This is a genomic window from Flavobacterium xizangense, from assembly GCF_054075145.1.
Window position 1 is genome coordinate 26671 of sequence record NZ_JBSIPG010000002.1, and the last position, 21343, is coordinate 48013.

Here is a 21343-nt window from a genome sequence, read left to right on the forward strand (position 1 = left end):
ATAGGCACAAAAAAAGGAGCTTTAAGAGCTCCTGATGATATTTATTTTTTTGCCGTCTGTTTTCGAATGCGACTTAATGTTTCTGGCGTCATTCCAAGATAAGAGGCAATCATAGTTTGAGGAATTCGGGAAGCGAAGCCCGGATATTTATTTACAAAATTCAGATACTTTTCTTCTGCTGTTAAAGTCAACGAAGCCTGAATTCGGTTTTGCGCCGCGATAAAACTTCTTTGCAAAATCATGTTGACCATAGTATTAAAAGCTGGAATTTCTCTGCAAAGCAATTCAAAATTTTCATGCGTAAAAAGTACAAGTTCTGTGTCTTCAATGGCATCAATATTAAAACGGGACGGCTGTTGCATCATCAAACTTTCGCGATCTCCTGTCCACCAATTTTCAATACTGAAACTATTTACATGTTCACTTCCTTTTTCGTCGACAGTATATGTTCTGACACAGCCTTGCGTAATGAATGCATCGTATTTCCAAACATCTCCTTCCTGAAGTAGATATTGTCTTTTGCGAAGTTTTTTAATAATAGCGAATGATTGTATACGTTCAGATTCTGCTTGTGTCAGTTCTGTTTTTTCTTCAAGGTATTTTTGGAATATTTCATACATAGAATGTAAAATTATATAAAACACATTTGATGAACAAACTTTTCAAACGCTACATAACTATTAAAAACATACAGAAAAATCATTTCTTTGATTCTTCATCAGAAAACCTCTCAATTAGAAAGAGTTGATTAATCCATAACAGAAGCCGATGAAACAATCTTAAAATCAGCATATTTCCATGAATTATCAAAAGCCGATTTAATTTTCAATGCTTCATTTTCTTTTTTCTGCTTTATTAAAGAATTATAAAGTCCAATTAAAGCGTAGCCGTTTTTAGGCCAGATTTGTAGATCTTTTTTATAGATTTTTTCTGCTTCGTTGTATTTTCCAGCTTTGATTAGCACCGCTCCTAAATAATGTCGCACCGAAAAAAACCAATCCGGCGGTTCATTATAATTAAGATGATCTTCAATACCAATTGCCTCATTTAATAGTGAGATTGCTTTGTTTAGATCATTTTTCTCCGAAGCAATTCCTGCAGCAAGAACTTTTGAAGCAATCTTCACAAGATCTTCAGTAGTATTAATATTCCAAATTGTAATATCTTTTAATACTGCATTTTTTGATAGTTTATCAAGAACGACAAATTCCTTTTCGGCATTTTTTAAATCATTTTTGCCCAGGTAAGCCATTCCTTTCGCGTAATGCCAAACAGCTTCCGGATAAATTAGATCTTTGTCTGGTTTGGGAAGCGAAATTATAGTATCCCACATCGAAAATTTAACAGCAATATAATACGGAATAGTATAATAATGTTGCAATGTCCCCCATCCGGGCTGACGCATTATTTCGACTGAAGTATGTTCCTGAAGTTTTTTTGCAGCATTCCAAGCCAATTTAGAATTTCCCTCCAAAGCTGCTGTTGCGGCTAAAAAATGATAATTATGCGGATAATATCCTAACGGATAAGCACCTTGCGCGTGACATAATGTTGTATAAAGACTATCTACTTTTACAGCCTCAATATTTGAAAGCGATCCTTCGTGATAATCTCCTGTGCGAATGTATATGTGTGATGACATGTGGATCAAATGTCCTGATCCGGGAACCAAATTTTCAAGCAATTTAGCACTTTTGAAAGCTTTTTCAGGAGTTGCAGAAGCTTCAATTGCATGTACATAAAAATGATGAGCGCCAGGATGTTTCGGGTTTTTAATCATTAATTCTTCTAAAACTTTCACTATTTCGGGAGTCCATTCTTTTGTTGCGCCAGTGTTTTTATCATATAAATCCCAAGGATGAAGATTCATTAAGGATTCGGCATAAAGTGCGCCAATATCAGGATCTGATGAGAATTTCACATACACTTTTTTCATCGCTGCTGCGTATGCAATATCTAATGGTTTTCGATCTGAAGGCGGATTTGCAACATATCTCACCGTTAATGCATCAATAAGTGCTTTTTCTTTTGGAGAAGAATTTGCAGAAAGTTGCTTCGCTTTTTGAACCGCAGCATATGCCCGCTGAAAATTATCCTCTTCCATTCCGGCATTGTAGTTTGGACCTAAAACATAAGCAAATCCCCAATATGACATTGCACAATTGGGATCTAAACGTGAAGCTTCATAAAATGATCTTGCAGCTTCAGCATGATTGAAACCATACGCCAGCATCATTCCCTGATTAAAATACTGCTGAACTTCCTGATTATTAGTTGAAATTTTAAAATCAATTCCACTTAGACCTTCAAATTTTGGCGCTTTTTTATTAAGTGCATACCAGTCTTTATCTGTTGTCTTCGGAATATAACAGCCCTGATTCGAAGTTATCTTAGTTGATTTCGTATCAGTATTTTTATTTTTATTGCAAGCAAAAAGCAAAAAAACAGCAAAAATTAAATAAGAATGTTTCATCAAAAGAATATTTTATTTAATAAATCAGTGTCAAAAGCGCGTAAGAAAAGTAAAGTTGGGGTTTCTTAAACAAACTTACAAAAATTACACTAAATAACTATTTATCAGATACATGACATTCTTTAATTATTCTTTTTATTATTGCTCTAAATCTTTTTAAGGCAAGTATTTATGTGTTTTTTACATCGTAAACAAAAATCTGAACCTCTTCATCACTGGCAAAAATCTTTCTGTCCAAAGCACATTCTTGTCCGATATCAGATTTAAAAGCGTCCATCATCGTATCAATCGATTCAAAATATAAATTTGCAATAAGATAAACATCAGAATTTCCAGTCAACGAAATAATTGGGCCTTTATTAATTTCATATTTGATAAGTCCCGGCAACTTTTTTGCTAATGGAATATGTACCTCAAAATAATGCTTTTCGAAAAAAGCTACGTCCTTCGGTTTTTTATAAATCACAGTCATTTTTGCCATAATAGAGTTTGTTTAATAGTTATAAATAGTTCTTATATATTTCTCAAATTAAAATTAAAGCCAAATATTTATCTTTATAAAGTGTTGATTAGACATTCTGAAGGGGATATTTGGACACAAACTTTTAGTATCTTTATATAAAAAAAGATGAAGCAACTCACGATTTTAGTTCCTCAAGGAGATAATAATCTTTCCAGTATTTCAGGTGCCTATGAAATCTTTAATAAAGCAAATGCATTTCAGTTGGCAAACGGCAAAAAAGAAATATTTAAGATTCAATTGGCCGGACTTTCTGAAAAGGTAGATTTCAATGGAGGGCTTTTTTCGGTTAAACCACATACTACTATTTTTTCGGTTACAAAAACAGATCTTATCATAATTCCATCCTTAAATCACAACTATCAGCTTGCATTACAACACAATGAAGCTCTAGTAAAATGGCTGGGAAATCAATATCATAAAGGAGCAGAAATCGCGACCATTTGTACGGGAGCTTTTATGCTTGCTGCTTCGGGTTTACTGGATGGAAAAAACTGTTCTACACATTGGTCAGTAACCAAAAATTTCAGTCAATTATTTCCAAAAGTAAATTTGCGTGTCGATGAATTAATTACAGACGAAAATGGAATTTATACCAATGGTGGCGCCTATTCATTTCTTAATTTAATGATCTATCTTATTGAGAAATATTATGATAGAAAAACAGCTGTATATTGTGCCAAAGTTTTTCAAATTGAAATAAATCGAAATACGCAATCGCAATTTGCTATTTTTTCAGGTCAGAAAAAACACGATGACGAAGTAATTAAGAAAGCGCAATTGTACATCGAAAAGAATTTGGCAGAAAAAATATCGGTAACTGAATTGTCTTCAAAATTTAATGTCGGAAGAAGAAATTTTGACCGAAGATTTATAAAAGCCACAGGAAATACTCCGATTGAATATTCACAACGAGTGAAAATTGAAGCAGCGAAAAAAACCTTTGAAACCAATCGAAAAGCGGTTAACGAAGTAATGTATGAAGTCGGCTATTCCGATATTAAAACATTTCGCGATGTGTTTAAAAAAATTACCGGCATATCACCATTGGAATACAAGAAAAAATATTACAAAGATGTACTTTCAGCAACATAAAAACCCAAAGTAATTTTTAAATCTATTTTTTTTTTTTCTGTAACATTTCAATTGCATTTATTCTCTAATTAAAATCAGCTATAAATCAACAAATTAAAATAGTTTTATGCAGATTTTGCCTTCCGCTGTCTTAGCGCCATATATAAAGAATTACACTGTCGTTACAATTGAAAAAGATATCGTGAACGAAGTATTTTATCCAAGCGGATATGTTGACTTTATTGTCAATATTTCCGAGGGAAAAGCGGCTACGATCATTAACGGCAAGCGAAAAGATACACCTGATATAGAGCTTTTGGGACATCTTACCCTTCCTACCCGATTAACAGTTACTAAAGGTACATCAGTTCTTATTGCAAGGATTTATCCACATGCAAGTGCATTATTTTTCTCTGATCCGTTATCAGAATTCACCAATTATGCCACTGATATGTACGATGTAGCATTAACTGAAAACAGAGAATTATATGCCCGCATAATGGATGCAAACGGATTAACTTCAAAAATCAATATTCTGGAGAACCATTTTCTTCAACAACTCAAAAAAAATGAAACCCGAATAAAGAAAGTAGTAACGTTGCAAAATATTAGTCAGGAGTTTTTGCCCAATTCTCAACTGCCTGTTTTACCAACTTTGGCACAATCTTCTGGATTATCAGAAAGATATATTCAAAAACTATATCTGGCGAATATTGGCATAAGTCCTGTGGCTTATACCTCTGTAGTACGTTTTAATAAAAGTCTGCAACTAGTACTTAATACACCGCAATCGCTTACTGAAATAGCGTACGACTGCGGGTATTATGATCAAGCTCATTTTATCAAAGAGTTTAGGAAGTTTACGGGTATAACGCCATCTGCATCCCGAAATTCTCTGATAAAAAATGATATTGATTTCCAACAAGCTGTAAACATTGGTTTTTAGATTTATTTTGCCGGATGGTTACTGCTAAACATGTCCCGATGCATTTTCCAGCCATCTTTAGTTTTCTTCCAGATAACAATCACTTTTCCGTCATCCAATTTTTTTCCATTCATATCCGTCATTTCATAGTAACTTTCTTCTGTTACTGATGTTTCTGGATCTCCATACAAATTTTGAATAGAAAATTTAACGTGTACTTGAGGTCCTCCTGCAAAAAAAGATGCTATTTCCTTGCCTCCGCATAATGGTGCTGCATTTGGTGGATACAAGCAAGCATCAGCGCTATACCTTGTGAGGATTGATCCGTCATTTTTATTAGCTAAATCTGCATAGATTGCATTGCTCGCTTCAATTGTTTTTCGAACCGACTTCCATGCGGCGTTTTCTGTTTGTGCATTGCACCACATAGTGATGCTCAGCATTCCGATTAAAATAATTTTTGTTTTCATCTTTATATTTTTTTCCAAAGTAAATTAATCTCCAAATCAGGAAATTGTAAAATAACGAACAACTTCATAATTCATAATTCATAATTCATAATTCATAATTCATAATTCATAATTCATAATTCATAATTCATAATTCATAATTTATTATTGATTAAAAAAATCACTATTTTTAACTAACCTTCATTTTTGTACTATGACAGATACATCTCAACTCCGAAGCTCAATTTTTAGACACCTTGACGGTTTAGCAGTTGCTCCGGTGGCAATAGCACTAAAGAAAAAAGAAGTTTTAGGACTCATTCTCGACAAAAAACAAATACAGCTGGCAGAACTTGCTACACTTTTTAAAGCAAATGAAGGCTATCTGAATGTCGGTTTAAGAATTTTGGCTTCACAAGGATTTTTAGAATACGAGGTCAATAACAAAACACAGGAAATTACGATTTCTGTAAATGAAAAATCAGAAATTGCTTTTTCACTATTCTATCTTTATGAAGATGTTGTCGATTTGCTTCAATTTTCGGCACATTTTCATCCGCGTCTTTTTGAAGATGCACCTTTTGAAAAACTCGACAGTATTTTTGAAAAATATAAAAAAAAATACGGACTTAAATCTGCCGATAATAACTTGACGAATGAAATTCAAAACCAAATTTTGAAGCATATTGAAGGTTATTTGATCGGACCAACAATAGTACGCCTGGCGATGAAAGGAATGTTTCATAAATATTTTATGGAAACTTCTTTTAAACCCGAAGAGTTTCATAAATCTCCGGAAAATTTCAAAAAAATATTGGATTTCTTTGTCCATCTTGGTTGGTTTTTAGAAAAAAATGGAAATTATCAATTTACAGATGTGGGTTTGTTTTTCGCAAAAAGAGCCAGTGCTTATGGCGTTACGGTTTCTTACTTGCCCACTTTTGCTAAAATTGAAGAACTAATGTTTGGCGATCCAACAGTTTTAAGAATGATAGCTGATGGCGAAAACGAAATTCATGTTGACCGTGAAATGAATGTTTGGGGAAGCGGAGGTGCGCATGAAACTTATTTTAAAATTGTCGATGATATTATAATCAAACTTTTTAATTTGCCAATTGAGGAACAACCAAAAGGTATTTTGGATATGGGTTGCGGAAACGGCGCTTTCTTGCAGCATATTTTCGAAGTTATTGACAGACAAACCATAAGAGGAAAAATACTTGACGAATACCCATTATTTTTAGTTGGAGCCGATTATAACCAAGCTGCGCTAAAAGTAACCCGTGCAAATCTTATCAAAGCTGATATTTGGGCAAAAGTAATTTGGGGTGATATTGGACGTCCCGATTTACTTTCAGATGATTTGAGAGAAAATTATAATATTGATTTGAAGGATTTGCTAAACGTAAGAACCTTTCTAGATCATAATAGAATTTGGGAAGATCCAAAAAATAACAACAAAGAAAGAAACAGCGATTCAACTGGCGCATTTGCCTTTAGAGGAAAAAGACTCAGCAATAATTTGGTAGAGGACAATCTCTTGGAACATTTACAAAAATGGTCGCCGTATGTGCGTAAATTTGGTTTGCTTTTGATTGAATTGCATACTATAAATCCAAAATTAACAGCCAATAATTTAGGAAAAACTGCCGCAACGGCTTATGATGCTACTCATGGTTTTTCTGATCAGTATATTGTTGAAATTGATGTCTTTAACAAAATCGCTGCAGAAGCCGGATTATTTCCAGATAAATCTTTCTTCAGGCGATTTCCAGATGCTGACACAGCGACTGTTAGCATCAATTTGTTGAAAGGAAACTGAATATCAAATAGTGCCTAAAATAAAAAAACTCCAAAAATCTGATAACTTTGGAGTTTTTTTTATGATATTTCAAAATATTACATTTCGTTCAAGTCGTTGAATTCGTGTAACGATTTTAAAGTGCTTTCGTAAAATAAGATAGCCGCGATAAGGTTTCCTTTATCAGAATATGGCATCATCTTTCTTTGGAAATCTACAGTAGTATCCAGGAAAGTTGTAGTACCAACTGCTTGGTTGTCTAATACTTTTTTATGTTCGCTATCGTCTGGGATACCTAAGTCAGCCATAGTAACACCTGGTTTTGTAACCAAAGCAATGTAAGGCAAGGTTTTTACCAAAACTTTAATACGCTCAATGTACAATTCTAAAAGTTCACCCTTTTGCATACCGCTCAATTCTTTTTGATCGTGGTATTTACGGATTAGGGCTGTTGTACTGATAATACTTCTTGGAGCATTTTTTGCTTGTGCTGATACAGCTACAGTCGCCAAGAAGCAAAGGAAACTTAGTAAGAAAATCTTGCTCTTCATTTGTTAGTAGATTTGGTTAATTGTGATGGAAACAAAAATATATAAATTAACTTAAATTGCAACTTAATTAATTTCTTTTTTGCAATTAAATTTTTATTCTTAAAATATTGTAGCTAAAAAACTACATTTTATACAATTTTTTATGATTTGATTATTCTAAAACGTCCAGGGTACTTTATCCAGATACTTTTTTTATTGCCGTAATAATCCATATAGTCTTCGCAAACAAATACAGCGTGCGCTGTAGACCAAGCTACAACACCGCAGAATTCACTTCCAGATTCTCTCTTTAGTTTTTCTATCTGCTTGCCTTTTTGAAATCCTAAATATTTGTAAATCGTTGGCGTATAAACCTCTCCGCTTTCTAAATCTTCTAATGCTCTGTCAAAAGTATCTTCTTTGTCAATAATTTGTTTGTATTTTGCCATAACTGCATACGTCAATATTGCGTAATCAATTATTTTTTCATTTTCGCAATTGTCTTTAATGCAAACAAAATCGGCAGATACTTTTGCTTTACTTATTTCCTCACTATTAAGATGGAACGAATCATTATTCTTTAGCGTTATCTTTTGTACATTATCATCTATTTTTTCAGTAACAAAAAGATTATCTAATCCATAAATATTGAGAGAAGCTTTAATAAATGCAATCGATGAGCAATTTGTACGTTCTCCTTGTTTAAAGCTTTCAAATATTTTATCTGAACTCAACTGCGCATAAGAATTTGAACAGATAAACACTAAAAATAAAAATATTGACGTATAAGATTTCATGCCTTTGGATTTTATAATTGTAGCCCAACACATCTTTTGAAAATAATATTGGGTTTACAAATCTAAAAAAAATCAACTCATAGTCTAATCTACTTTTCAAATTTTATTAAAAATTATAAATTCTTTATTGGTTTCTTAAAAAAGAGAAATTAAAACTTATGAAATTAATTTTTAAAAATTATCTTTATAACTACTCAAACAGAGCGTGAAAAGGGCAAAAAAACAATAAAATTTCCGTTTAAGAACTAATCGAACTTTCTTTTTATGAAGAACTTATTTTCAAAAAAAATAGCACTTACACTAATTATTGCTATCGCCATTTTTGTTTTATTTTTTAAAATGTATTCAGAAGAAAAAACTTCTGCTGCAAAACCTTCAAAGAAATCTTATCCGCCCGGCGTCCTTTTTACTTTTGACGATGATTACATTGAAGATTGGTACCAAGCTGATCAATTATTACATCCTTACGGCTGGAAAGCAACTTTCTTTGTTTGCTGGTATGGAAGTTTGACTAAAGACCAAAAATCAAAACTGCATTTTTTACAAAACAGAGGACATGATATAGCCGGACATGGTTATAATCATTTGAATGCGCTAAAATATTCCAAGGAATTTGGCATCGAAAAATACATTAATGATGATATTTTGCCCCTAAAAGCTGCGATGAAAAAAGATGGGTTTAATATACATTCTTTTGCGTATCCTGATGGAGCCCGAAATGCCGAATTAGATACTGAACTACTCAAACATTTTGATATCATTAGAGGAACTACTTATGAAGAAATTCGGCCAGAATCCCAATTTTGCTATTATGAAGGCAACAGAGTGGTTTACGGTTTAGGAATTGATGACGATTACAAACAATTCAATATTCCGTATTATAAAACTCTAATAGATTATGCCAAAGCGCATAATAAAATAGTGATTTTTTATGGCCATAAAACCGTTTCAAACGCAGATGAAAAGCTAGAAACTCCACTTTCGGCTTTGGAAGATCTTTGCAAATATGCCAAAAATAATGGTTTGAAATTTTACACTATTGATGATTTGGCCAAATTATAATTTGAAAAAAGACAGAAAAACGGCAGTTAAAATACTGATACTAAAACAAAAAAAGATAGCTTTTACATTTTTGAAGCGAAATAAAGCAATATCTTTATGTTAACAATACGCTCTAAACCTAACATATCCTGCTATGCAATAAAATATTTTTTCTGAAAAAAACTTAAGATTTCAAATAATAAGTATAATTCAAATCGTAAGATTAAAAATTTAATCAACTATATGGAAACAAATACACTAAACCAGACGGATGCTGGCGTAATTGCACTTTTGCTTTTTATTTTAATGATTATTTCAAGTTTTATTGGTAAAAAAGTAGGGAACTATATTCGGAATAAAAGGCCTCCCACAGAAAAATCTACTGAAACTTCAACACTTGTAGCCTTACTTTTTTTCTTATTGGCCTTCACTTTTGGCATGAGCAGTGACCGATATAATTCGCGAAGACAGGTTGTTGTGGAAGAAGCAAATGATATTGGTACAGCCATACTACGAAGTGATTTATATCCCGATTCAACAAGAGCTTTGTTCCGAAAAGATTTTAAAGATTATGTTGAAGCCCGAATTTCCTATTATGAAGCAGGACCAAATATAAAAGGAATTTTAAAGGCCGACAGTTTATCTCAGGTAATTTCAGGAAAATTGTGGAAAAGGGCAACAGATCTTTCCAAAGACCCAAATAATCTTGCTGCAACCCAACAAATGATTCCGGCCTTAAACACCATGATTGATGTAACTACCACCCGTCTTTCGGGAGAAAAAGCAAAAGTTCCGCAAAGTATTTTAATAATGTTGTTTTTTCTATCTATTATAACAGCATTTTATGGTGGCTATTCAGAAGGACGCAATGGCAGAATCGATTGGCTGATACAAATTGGCTTTTGTTTGCTAGTTTCGTTGGTTGTATTGTTCACACTTGATTTAGACCGACCACGCCGAGGTTTTGTAAATCTGGATGCACCCAACCAAACTATAATCGACTTAAGAAAAAATTTTGAGTGATTAAAAATGCAAATCAATAAAAAAGGGATGATCTCAACTATTTGAAATCATCCCTTTTTATTTTATATAATTCTATTTTTGAAACAAAAATTAGAATTTAAACGTCACATTCGCTGTTATACGTGTTGGATTTTGAGCCGCAAGTCGGTATGACCAATATTTTTCATTTGTTAAGTTATCTACTTTTAAACCAATTCTATACTTTGGCTGATCATAAAAAAGAGAAGCATCCAAAACGGTGTACGATGGAATTGAGAATTTGAAAGTCGTTGTATTAGTCTGATAATATTCACTTCCATAAATTCCACCAAAACCAATTCCTAAACCTTGTGCACGTCCTGTAACAAGTCTGTAACTTGCCCATAAATTTGCTGTTCTTGGCGATCCTGCTGTACTTGGTCGTAAACCTTGAACACTGGCGTTACTCTTTTCGTATTTACTGTCATTATAAGTATAACCGGCGACAATATTTAATCCCGAAATTGGATTGGCAATCAACTCCGCTTCAAAACCTTTACTAACCTGCGTTCCATCCTGAATTGAATAGTTAACATGATCCGGATCATCACGTGTTATGTTTGTCACGGCAATATCATAATAACTAAGTGTTGCCGATATGTTAGGAAGATCGAATTTAAAACCACCTTCCCATTGATTCGCCTGATTTGGTTTGAAAGTATTTCCGTAGAAATCAGAACCAGAAACATTACTGAAACCATTCATATAATTACCAAAAGCAGCCACTTTATCTTTTACAATTTGGTAAACTACTCCAAATTTTGGAGATACTGCTGTCTGGTTATAATTTCCTGCGATAGAATCTTTACTAGGATAATAAGTACCATGATTCTCATATTTATCAATACGAACGCCACCCATTACTAATAATTTCTCGGTTACGTTTAAAACATCAGAAACATATGCACTATAAGTATCTTCATCGTTAGATACAAAATTTGTAAAAGTAGCATTGGCAAACATTGGTTCCACTTTTTGAAGAGTAAAATTATCGTAAGCTGCACCTGGCTTCTTGTAATCCATCGCTGGCATATTGACAATCGCATCATTTCTCATAGCGCGCAGACTGTAAAAATCTACACCAGCTACCACTCTGTTTTTAAGTTTGCCAATATTAAATACCCCAATAAAATTTTGCTGAATATCAGTTCCGTAAAATGGTGAATCTTGATTGGTAACCTGTTGTCTTAATGTTGTAGCCGATCTCATTTGTAAAGCTACAACATACCCCTCAGACGAAGATCTTGTTCTTGACAATATAGTTTGAGAAGTCCATTCATCTGACATTTTATATTTTAACTGTGCAAAAACATTGTACTGCTGACTCGTATAATTGATCGTATTATTAGCAAAAGATAATTTATAAGGCATATCGAGTTCCTCAATACTGCTTTGTGTGTTAGCCACTACAAAAGGGGCAAGTCTGGTTGGCGAAGTTGCTTTGTACATACTAAATTCAATATCAATTAAAAGGTCTAATCTTTCATTGATTTTATATGAAAAACTTGGCGCAATTGAAAAGTTTCTGTTAAAACCAGCGTCTTGAAAACTTCTTTCACTATGAAGTGCCGTATTGATTCGCAACAAAGCTGTTTTATCCTGATTTATTGGTGTATTTACATCAAAAGTCAATCGGTTTAAATCCCAGCTGGCCGCTGAATAGGAAACTTCACCTTTGAAAGTATCAAACGGTTTCTTGGTAACACGGTTAAACAAACCTCCAAATGACGACAACGTGCTCCCGAAAAGTGTTGCTGAAGGCCCTTTAATTACTTCGATACGCTCTAAATTTGAAGGATCAATTGTAGTATAAGTAAAACTTCCAACACCGTTTCTAACTACTTGCGGAGTAGGAAAACCACGAGAGATTGAAGTTGTGCGTCCCTGATTTCTAACCTCGGCGATACCTGCTCCTGGAACGTTTTTAAAAGCGCTGTTGTAATCTGTTACTACTTGCTCTTTCATTAATTCCTTGCTTACTACAATATAAACCTGCGAGTTTTCAATGTTTTTTAAAGGCATTTTGGCTACATCAAAACTTTCTTTTTTAGCAAATCTGTTTCCTCCTGTTCGAATCACAACATCATCTAGATTTTCGATTGATGAATTTACTTTGATGTCAACTGAAATTGATGGAATTTGTTCTGTAAGCTCAGCCGTTTCAAGTGAAGACTCATAACCAGACATGGTAACTTCGAGCGTATATTTTCCAAAAGGAACTTTTTTAAACTCATAATTACCTGCTGAGTTTGTAACTGCTGTTTTATTGATTTCAACCAATTTTACCAAAACACCCTGACCAGCATTTCCTTCATTTGTAATTACACTTCCTGAGATTTGTCCCGTTTGAGCTTGTGTAAATCCCAAATTGAAAAACAAAACAATTAATAAAACAGATGAGTTGTTTATTAAATCTGATATTTTTAAACTGGAAGATTTTGTAAAAGAGGAAATTAAATGTAAAGGTATATTCATAATAGCTATTCTTATTTATACTTATTCTAAATTATGACGCAAATGAACAATATATATTTCAATATATCAACTGTAAATCGTTATTTTTTCAGAAAAAAATCATTAGAAATAAGCATAAGAAAAACACTAACACAAATACTTCAAAATGTGATTATTATTATTTGGACTGTTTCTAAAATACAGCTATATTTGCGCCCACAGCCCAGAATTCTCAATAAATATTTTCAATTATGCTTTCAGTTCCGAGTCTAAAACAGATTAAAAACATAGCACGCCAAGTTCATTTATGGCTTGGACTTGCGACCGGAATTATTGTTTTCATAATTAGTATAACAGGTTGTATTTATGTTTTTGAAGAAGAAATAAGAGACTTTTCGAAAGATGAAAAATTGTATGTTTCAATTCAGGAGAAATCTTTTGTTGGACTGGAAAAAATTGTTACCAGTTTTCAGAAGGAATTTCCAAAAGATAAAATCACTTCAATCAAAATAAACCAGCAGATTCCGAATGCCCCTGTAGAACTTTCGACAAAAAAGAAAACCTACTATTTTAATCCGTATAACGGTACTTTGATAGGTAATGAAAAACAAGATTGGCTTACCGTTGTGAGAAAACTTCATACCGAACTGCTTTTAGGTGAAATTGGCAGTTTTATACAGCGCTGGGCAGTTGTAATTTTTGCGTTGATGTTAATAACCGGATTAATTTTATGGTTCCCAAAGCAAATAAAATCTTTAAAACAATCTTTGACAATTAAATGGAAAGGCAATTTTAAACGCGTTAATTATGATTTGCACAATGTATTAGGGTTTTATGCTTCTTTTTTTCTTATTGCGATTGTATTTACGGGTTTATTTTTTGCTTTTAAAGAAGTTAAAAATGCAGCTGCTTTTGTAACAGGGACAGAACTTACTGATGGAATGAAAGTACAATCTGAAAACATAATTACGAAAGAATCTTTAGCAGCACGTTACGACCGAATTTACAAAACGGCAAATCAGAAATATCCAGGCGCAAATACGACAACGTTTTCAATAAAAAAGGACAAAGATGTAAGATTAAGAATGACTTATCCGTACAAATGGTACCGGAATCAAAATACGTTTTTCTTTGATGCCAAAACTGGACAACTGCTTCGTTACAAATTATATAAAGATTTCAATGCCGCTGATATTATAGAAGCATCAAATTACGAAGTCCATACGGGAAGATTCTTCGGATTATTTGGTAAAATCGTTGCTTTCTTTGCCAGCTTGATTGCTGCGAGTTTACCCATTACAGGGTTTATTATTTGGCTTAAAAAGAAGAAAAAAGCAAAGAAAAAATCTCCTGTAAAAAAGTTGAACAAAAAATTAAATAAAGCAATCGCTTAAAAATTACCTTATTCTTTTTTAGTATTTTTAAGCTTTTATTCCATAAAGAAAAATTCTTTTAAAAGCATAAATAGCAGGAAGTTTTGGAAAATTCTCTGCAATTCTCTTTTTATATTCTATAACAAAAAGTTTCTTCTGATCTTCTTCCAGTAATTCCATATATGGAATCAACGCTGAACCAGAAATAAAGTCAAAAAGTGCATCGTGATCTTGAGCAATAATGGGATATACTTTCGTCATAATTTGAATATCTTCAAGATTGCCGTCAAACATTATTTGCGCATAATGATCCATACTCAAAACAGGAGAATCTCTTTTCCAGCCTTTTAAATAACTTTTAAACGGTTCTTCACTTACAAGCTGATGTAGAATTTGATTGAGCTTATTTTCATTCTGAACCGGCATTTGTACTGCAAACTGTCCGCCAGAATTAAGTAAATTAATCAACTTTCGAAACAATTCTTCATGATTGTCAGACCATTGCAAAGCTGCATTACTAAAAATCAAATCCCATTTTTTATCTGAATTTGCAATGCCTTCGTTAGTAGATTGTTCAAAATGAAGATTCTTTGTCACATATTCCTTTGATTTTGCCAGCATTTCTGCTGAAGAATCAACACCTAAAAAATTAATCTGCTTAAATTTATCAGCTAAAAAAATAGACTGCTCCCCTGTTCCGCAACCTAAATCAATGGCATTTCCGGATTCGATCGGTTTTATAAGTTCCATTAGATCAACAAATGGCTTAAACCGAATGTCTTTAAATTTATTATATATTTCAGGATTCCAAGGCATATTTATTTCTATTTACTAACTGTTAGTATTTACTTTATTCAATAAATCTGTTGGCGCATAACCAAATCTCTTTTTAAATGCAGCCGAAAAATGCGAAAGGTTTTCAAAACCAGTTTCATAACAAACGTCAATTGGTTTTCTTCTTTTTTCAGCAAACTGATAATGTGCCAATTCTAATCTTTTCTTGGTGAGCCATCGTTGTGGTGTAGTATCAAATGTTTTACTAAAATCTCGTTTAAAAGTAGTTAGACTTCTACCCGTCAAATAACTAAATTTTTCCAAAGGAAGATTGAACATAAAATTCTTCTCCATATAGCCTGCCAAATCAATTTTACCGGGCTCTTCAAAATTAGCTAATACATTGTCTATGCCTTTATTAATTGTTCTTAGAATCGTAATTGCTTCTGTAATTTTCAGAGAAGCAATATCACTTGGAAGCTCTTCCATGTCAAAATATGGAATCAACGAAGCCAGACAGCTTTCCAACAAAGGATGATTATTGAAACTGTATATTTTTTGTGATTCTAATGGTTTTGGTTTCAAATCCAATTTAGCATAAAATTCACGCAGTTTTCCTACTGATAAATGCATTACAACCGTTTTATGCGGCTGTCCATCTTTAGGATAATTGATAATCGTTGCCAGTTGATTTCTTGGTATCAAAAAAATATCTCCTTTTTTAAAAACATAAGTAGCATCAGCCTGTACTATTTTTGTTTCACCCGAAATAAACCAAATCAACATGTGATGCTCAAACATAATGTCTGATTTGAAAAATGCATCTTCATATCGGGAAAGTTTTATGTCTTCGGTAATGTATTTTGCTTCGTAATTCATTGTATTTCTTTCTGATAAAAAAACACTGCTTTAATCTTTTAATCTTTATTCTTCTAAAGATATTAAAAAATAAAAAAGCAGTGTGATTTTGTTTACTCAATATTGAATTTAATTCCTGTCATTTCTTCGCTTAAATTCCATAATCGTCCAGCATTGGCCTTATCTAATGAATATAGTTTAATACCTTTTTCAATAGCATCTCCACTAGCAATTGACGTAATTTCTGAATCCTCGCAGTAAACACCGCCAATATCATTCAATTTTGGACTCACAGCGCACCAAACTGTTGTCGCAGCGCCTTGAGGAATTGTTTTAAGTGAAGCTGTAACTTCTGGTTTTATATTGCCCTCAGCATCGCAAAAGCCCATTTTAATGAATAATTCCAGCGGAGCTTCTCTCGCTAATTCAGTTCCTCCAATAGAGCCTGGATGTAGTGAATAAGCTCTCACTTTATGTTCTTTTGCTCTTTGGTCTAATTCTAATGCAAATAAATTGCTCGCTGTTTTTGATTGGCCGTACGCTTGCAGTGTTTCATAGTCACGATTAAAAAAATTAGGATCATCAAAATTAAAATCCCCAAACTGATGTCCTTGCGAAGATACATTTACCACTCTTGCGCCATTCGCTTTTTTTAAAGCTGGCCATAATCTGGCAGTAAGTTGAAATTGAGCCAAATAATTGGTAGCCAATTGTGATTCAATACCATTGCTTGTTCTGCGGAGCGGTACCCACATTATACCAGCATTGTTAATCAGCAAATGAAGCGGTCTGTCTGAATCCAAAAACTTGTCGGCAAATGCATCAATAGACTTTGGTTCAGATAAATCCAACGCTTCGACTTCAGTGTTTTCAATCCCTATCAGATTTCTATTTGCTTTTTCAACATCTCTTGCTGCAACTATAACTGTTGCACCTGCTCCTGCCAGCGCTTTTACTGTTTCAAGACCAATTCCTGTGTTTCCGCCTGTTACGATTGCAATTTTACCTGTAAGGTTAATACCTTTTATTACATCACTTGCTGTTGATGAAGAATCAAATCCAGAATTAACTGGTTTTTGCATTAATCCTTGATAATTGTTTTGTTCCATTGTTAGAAAATTTTAGTTATTTCTTAATGAAACAAAGGTATTGGCGATTCGTTGCCTCCATTTTGTTCAAACGTCCTAATATACTTTGTTTAAACGTCCATGATTAACAACAAAATCTGAAACTTAAAATGGGCTATTTAGCATCATACGGAGTATACTGATCCCATTCCCAAGGTGTATAAATATCGGCAATACCCGTTTCAAGCAAATATTTGATTATACCTCCTGTATTATGGCTATTGGACATAATCAGCATTCCGGTACCCTTTTCAGGATAAACTATGCTGTAATTTTGGAAACCGGAGCCTTGCCCTTCTTTAAAAGCGGCAACTCCGTAAGGTGATTTTAAAACTCCCCATCCTAAGCCATAGGAAAGCTCAATTTTATCGTTCCAATTTCCATCTTCTAAAGCGCCGGGACCAAATTGATTTTTAGAACGAATCCGAATCTGCGGACTAAACATTTCCTTATATGATTTTGAATTCAGGATTTTTTTGTTCAAAATTGCCGTTATAAACTTGCTATAATCCTCAACCGTAGTTTCCAGAGTACCTGCGCCACGAGGAGCATTATCTTTGTCTTTTTCCTGCAATTTTCCAGCGGGATCATAACCAGAAGCGTAATCTTTTTCAAATTTTCCCTGCCATTTATAACTTGAAGAAGTCATTTTGAGTGGCTTAAATATCTTCTCCTGCGCCAATTCTTCTAAAGTTTTCCCAGTAATTTTTTCGATCACAACCTGCAAATAAGTAAGTCCTTCTCCAGAATAACTGTATCTTGTTCCTGGTTCAAACTTTATTTTCAATTTTTCGTCGGACTCAAACCAACGCCAGTTTGGAAGTCCTGATGTATGATCCAGACACATTCTGGCTGTAATTTTTGTGTACTCCGGATAATCTTTTAATCCTTTAAAATCTTCATGCCATACTTTTGGTTCATATTCGTAAATTGGTTTTGGAAGATAGCTCTGCAATGATTTATCCAAATCTAAAACTCCTTCTTCAGTAAGTTTCAAAACCAAAACAGCAAAAACTGCCTTACTTAGCGATGCACCATACATATTGGTATTTAATTGTAATTCTTTTTTGCTTTCGACATTACTATAGCCAAAAGTTTTAATGTAAACGGGCTTTTTTGAGTTAAAGACAGCAATACCTAATCCTTTTACGTCGCCGTTGATCATCAGCTTTCCAATTTTACTCGTCAAACTATCCGAAGAAATAGTACTCCCATCCAGTTTTTTTATTAAAACAGACTTTTGAGCAACACTGGAAAAAATACCCGCAAAAAAAATTATCAAAAGAAATTTCCTCATTTTTAAGTGTATTTATTATTAATGGCTTTAAGATTTTTAACACGTTAATTTATTGTTTTGAGTTCTTATTGAAACATCTTATTAAGATTTCAAAGTGCTTCTTTTTTTATAAATAAACCCAAAACAATCTGATTATAAACTTAAAAGAAAAACAAACAATTTCAAAATCAATCTAAAATATAAAATATTCAAATCAGAAAAAAAAGATCCAATCGTCGCGAACAGTTTAAAAATAACTGATTGCGACTTTTTTGCAATAAAAATAAAGTAGTCCAAAATCATTTCAACAATCAATTTTTCAGAAAATCATAGAGCGCTGTCTTTCAAAAATTTAAGTACAATATGATAATTATATAAAATAAATCGAGAATCATGTAAAATAAAGGAAAATCTTATTTATTACTTTCATTAGTTAATAACATAAACTGATATTGAATTTTATGAAACAACTATACTCATGATTTATAAAAACATATTGCAAATCGACGATGATATTGACGATTGCGAATTTTTCATGGAAGCTTTGCAAGCTGTGTCTGATGCTGATTATACTGCCATGCACAATTCTGTTGAAGCGCTCAACAAATTAATTCGTCAAGAACTTAGCCCAGATATTATATTTCTTGATCTGAATATGCCAATAATGTCGGGGTTTGAATTTTTGGCCGAAATCAAAACAAAAAAAGTTATTCAGGATATTCCCATTGTTATTTTTTCTACGTCCCAATTTGAAGAAACAAAAATAAAAGCCAGAAAATATGGAGCAAAAGAGTTTATTTCAAAGCCAAATGATTTTAACGAAATGAAAAAAATCATAAGCCACTTTACAATATAAGCAACTTTTAAACATAAAAAAGCTTCAGTTTAAATACTAATTTTTTAATGCGATTTTCTTAATAGAAAGACAATGAAATTATCAACTCAAATAATTTTGGCCTTCACGCTTATCATTTTGCTTTCTGCTGCAGATTCATATACCAATTACAGGCTGTCTCTCAAAGTCAATCAAAACTCAAAGTTTCTTTCAAAATCAGAAGCTGTCATCCGAAATTCAAATAAAACTCACAGAGCCATTTTACAAATGCAAAGCGCTGTTCGGGGTTATTTACTTACTAATGACACGACCTATCTGGCGCCTTATTATAGCGGAATAGAAAAAGTTCCGGACTTTTTTGTAGAACAACATACGCTCATTGACAGCAATACTATTCAGTCTTCTATTTTAGATTCTATAAGTATTCTTCATTCGGAATGGCTTTCTTTTACATCCGAATTAATTCGGGCACGAAGAGAAAATCCTAAAACGTACCAATTCCTTTTAGATACTAAGTTTAAGAAGCACATTGGCAAGAACATTAATGATTCGATTACAGAAAAATTTAAAAGATTTGAAAAAATCGAATACAAAACGAGAGCCCATCACAGTGAAATGTTGCTGCATTCTCTAAACAAAGCGCGAAATTATTCACTGGTTTTTTTATCCCTTACCATTTTTGTTGGAATATGTAGCACGGCTTATATTGTAATTATGATTACAAAACGAATAAATTCTATGGTTCGGGTCGCCGATACGATTTCAAAAGGCCGTTTTACTATTGTTCGGGATTTTAAAAAAGATGAGCTAAGCGCTCTCGCCGCATCGTTGAATATTATGTCGCGCCGACTCGAAAAGAATATTCAGGAACTGGAAAACAAAAACGAAGAACTTAACAAATTTGCCTACGTTGTTTCTCATGATTTAAAAGCGCCACTTAGGGGAATTTACAATGTAATAAGCTGGATTGAGGAAGATTTATCGAACGAACTTTCCCCCTCATTGAGAAATTATCTCAATATTATTCCGAAAAGAACACAACGCATGGAAGCATTAATAAATGGACTTTTAGATTATGCGCGCATAAACAGGAAGACTTTGCCAGAATTGGTTGATACTAATATGCTTGTTCATGAAATTGCACAATCTATTGTTCCGAGAGAATTCAGACTCGAAATTATAAATCTTCCAGAGCTAGTTACAGAACGTTTAAAACTGGAACAGGTTTTTTCGAATTTAATCAGTAATGCAGCCAAATATTCAAAACCTGAAAATCCATATATCGAAATAAAGTGCCAGAAAGTACTCAACTACTATGAATTTTCAGTAACAGACAACGGAATTGGTATAGATGAAGAATATCACCAAAAAATATTTGAAATTTTTCAGACACTGAGAGAGAAAAATGAAATGGAAAGCACCGGCGTTGGACTCGCCATTGTTAAAAAAATTATTGATGATCAGGGAGAAAGTATACATGTAGAATCAAAACTAGGAGAAGGAACCACATTTACTTTCACCTGGAGAAATAACAAACAGTATGAGAAAGCCTAATATTTTATTAATTGAAGATGATGAACTCGATACAATTTCTGTTGAGCGTTCATTAAAAAAGCTAGAGATTCAATATTTTCTACATACAGCTTATAATGGACTTGAAGCACTTCAAATGCTCAGAAATACGGAAAATCCGCTTGTTCCGGATGTGATTCTACTGGATATTAATATGCCAAAAATGAATGGAATTGAATTTCTGAAAATCCTGAGAACTGATGAAAATTTAAAACATTTAAAAGTGTTTATCATGACCACTTCTTCTGAAAGCAGTGATCGCATAACTGCTGAAAAATTAGGCATTTCAGGATATATCATAAAGCCTTTAAATTACAACGACAACACAAAAAGACCAGATTCTATGGATGCTTTCGTACAATTTCATCTTAGGAAGATTTTATTGAATGAAAACGTTTAAACAATTATTAATTATGAATTGTT

The 21343-nt window shown here is 33.1% G+C and carries 20 protein-coding genes; 9 read left to right on the forward strand and 11 right to left on the reverse strand.

The window, feature by feature from the left end; genetic code table 11:
- Positions 1-41: 41 nt before the first annotated feature.
- The 3 genes from ACWA1B_RS05630 to ACWA1B_RS05640 form a co-directional block, all read right to left on the reverse strand.
- Positions 42-620, reverse strand: a complete 579-nt coding sequence (locus ACWA1B_RS05630; RefSeq protein ID WP_456904910.1) for a Crp/Fnr family transcriptional regulator — start codon at positions 618-620, stop codon at positions 42-44.
- Between the two features lie 128 nt (positions 621-748).
- Positions 749-2473 (reverse strand): tetratricopeptide repeat protein, encoded by a 1725-nt coding sequence (locus tag ACWA1B_RS05635; protein WP_456904912.1) that lies wholly within the window; start codon positions 2471-2473, stop codon positions 749-751.
- A 169-nt stretch (positions 2474-2642) separates the two neighbouring features.
- Entirely contained in the window at positions 2643-2954 is a 312-nt protein-coding gene (locus ACWA1B_RS05640; RefSeq protein ID WP_456904914.1) for an EthD family reductase, read from the reverse strand.
- 147 nt (positions 2955-3101) lie between these two features.
- Between ACWA1B_RS05640 and ACWA1B_RS05645 the strand changes: the two genes are divergently transcribed.
- Positions 3102-4088 carry a GlxA family transcriptional regulator gene (locus tag ACWA1B_RS05645; RefSeq protein WP_456904916.1) on the forward strand — a complete coding sequence of 329 codons (987 nt, stop codon included), beginning with the start codon at positions 3102-3104 and terminating at the stop codon, positions 4086-4088.
- 106 nt (positions 4089-4194) lie between these two features.
- Complete coding sequence (locus tag ACWA1B_RS05650; protein ID WP_456904918.1) at positions 4195-5013, forward strand: helix-turn-helix domain-containing protein; 819 nt, start codon at positions 4195-4197, stop codon at positions 5011-5013.
- Between the two features lie 2 nt (positions 5014-5015).
- On the opposite strand, the gene ACWA1B_RS05655 is transcribed toward ACWA1B_RS05650, so the two are convergent.
- Positions 5016-5462, reverse strand: coding sequence for a YybH family protein (locus tag ACWA1B_RS05655; protein ID WP_456904920.1), 447 nt, complete (start codon positions 5460-5462; stop codon positions 5016-5018).
- 193 nt (positions 5463-5655) lie between these two features.
- Here ACWA1B_RS05655 and ACWA1B_RS05660 point away from each other — a divergent pair, with 193 nt between their 5' ends.
- Positions 5656-7263, forward strand: coding sequence for a class I SAM-dependent methyltransferase (locus ACWA1B_RS05660; RefSeq protein WP_456904922.1), 1608 nt, complete (start codon positions 5656-5658; stop codon positions 7261-7263).
- 77 nt (positions 7264-7340) lie between these two features.
- Here ACWA1B_RS05660 and ACWA1B_RS05665 read toward each other — a convergent pair whose 3' ends face one another.
- Together ACWA1B_RS05665 and ACWA1B_RS05670 are read right to left on the reverse strand one after the other, a co-directional pair.
- Positions 7341-7793 (reverse strand): hypothetical protein, encoded by a 453-nt coding sequence (locus ACWA1B_RS05665; protein ID WP_456904924.1) that lies wholly within the window; start codon positions 7791-7793, stop codon positions 7341-7343.
- Positions 7794-7933: 140 nt separating this feature from the next.
- A complete protein-coding gene (locus ACWA1B_RS05670; RefSeq protein ID WP_456904925.1) occupies positions 7934-8569 on the reverse strand; it encodes a hypothetical protein in 636 nt (211 codons plus the stop codon).
- A gap of 264 nt (positions 8570-8833) precedes the next feature.
- On the opposite strand from ACWA1B_RS05670, the gene ACWA1B_RS05675 reads away from it, so the two are divergent.
- Both ACWA1B_RS05675 and ACWA1B_RS05680 read left to right on the forward strand, forming a co-directional pair.
- Complete coding sequence (locus ACWA1B_RS05675; protein WP_456904927.1) at positions 8834-9631, forward strand: polysaccharide deacetylase family protein; 798 nt, start codon at positions 8834-8836, stop codon at positions 9629-9631.
- Between the two features lie 222 nt (positions 9632-9853).
- The gene (locus tag ACWA1B_RS05680; RefSeq protein ID WP_456904929.1) at positions 9854-10633 is read left to right on the forward strand and encodes a bestrophin-like domain; all 780 of its coding nucleotides are present in this window, start codon (positions 9854-9856) and stop codon (positions 10631-10633) included.
- 90 nt (positions 10634-10723) lie between these two features.
- Here the strand turns inward: ACWA1B_RS05680 and ACWA1B_RS05685 are convergent, their stop codons facing one another.
- Positions 10724-13126, reverse strand: a complete 2403-nt coding sequence (locus tag ACWA1B_RS05685; protein WP_456904931.1) for a TonB-dependent siderophore receptor — start codon at positions 13124-13126, stop codon at positions 10724-10726.
- Between the two features lie 230 nt (positions 13127-13356).
- Here ACWA1B_RS05685 and ACWA1B_RS05690 point away from each other — a divergent pair, with 230 nt between their 5' ends.
- Entirely contained in the window at positions 13357-14499 is a 1143-nt protein-coding gene (locus ACWA1B_RS05690) for a PepSY-associated TM helix domain-containing protein (RefSeq protein WP_456904933.1), read from the forward strand.
- Positions 14500-14526: 27 nt separating this feature from the next.
- Here the strand turns inward: ACWA1B_RS05690 and ACWA1B_RS05695 are convergent, their stop codons facing one another.
- From ACWA1B_RS05695 to ACWA1B_RS05710, 4 genes are all read right to left on the reverse strand, one after another.
- Entirely contained in the window at positions 14527-15294 is a 768-nt protein-coding gene (locus ACWA1B_RS05695) for a methyltransferase domain-containing protein (protein WP_456904935.1), read from the reverse strand.
- Between the two features lie 15 nt (positions 15295-15309).
- Positions 15310-16131 (reverse strand): AraC family transcriptional regulator, encoded by an 822-nt coding sequence (locus tag ACWA1B_RS05700; RefSeq protein ID WP_456904937.1) that lies wholly within the window; start codon positions 16129-16131, stop codon positions 15310-15312.
- 92 nt (positions 16132-16223) lie between these two features.
- Entirely contained in the window at positions 16224-17219 is a 996-nt protein-coding gene (locus ACWA1B_RS05705; protein WP_456904939.1) for an SDR family NAD(P)-dependent oxidoreductase, read from the reverse strand.
- 133 nt (positions 17220-17352) lie between these two features.
- Positions 17353-18534, reverse strand: a complete 1182-nt coding sequence (locus ACWA1B_RS05710; RefSeq protein ID WP_456904941.1) for a serine hydrolase domain-containing protein — start codon at positions 18532-18534, stop codon at positions 17353-17355.
- Positions 18535-18991: 457 nt separating this feature from the next.
- Here ACWA1B_RS05710 and ACWA1B_RS05715 point away from each other — a divergent pair, with 457 nt between their 5' ends.
- The 3 genes from ACWA1B_RS05715 to ACWA1B_RS05725 all read left to right on the forward strand — a co-directional run bounded on the left by ACWA1B_RS05715 (position 18992) and on the right by ACWA1B_RS05725 (position 21320).
- Complete coding sequence (locus ACWA1B_RS05715; protein WP_456904943.1) at positions 18992-19369, forward strand: response regulator; 378 nt, start codon at positions 18992-18994, stop codon at positions 19367-19369.
- Positions 19370-19441: 72 nt separating this feature from the next.
- The gene (locus ACWA1B_RS05720) at positions 19442-20902 is read left to right on the forward strand and encodes an ATP-binding protein (RefSeq protein WP_456904945.1); all 1461 of its coding nucleotides are present in this window, start codon (positions 19442-19444) and stop codon (positions 20900-20902) included.
- A complete protein-coding gene (locus ACWA1B_RS05725; RefSeq protein WP_456904947.1) occupies positions 20889-21320 on the forward strand; it encodes a response regulator in 432 nt (143 codons plus the stop codon). The genes ACWA1B_RS05720 and ACWA1B_RS05725 overlap by 14 nt, the downstream gene beginning before the upstream one ends.
- The last annotated feature ends 23 nt before the right edge of the window (positions 21321-21343 follow it).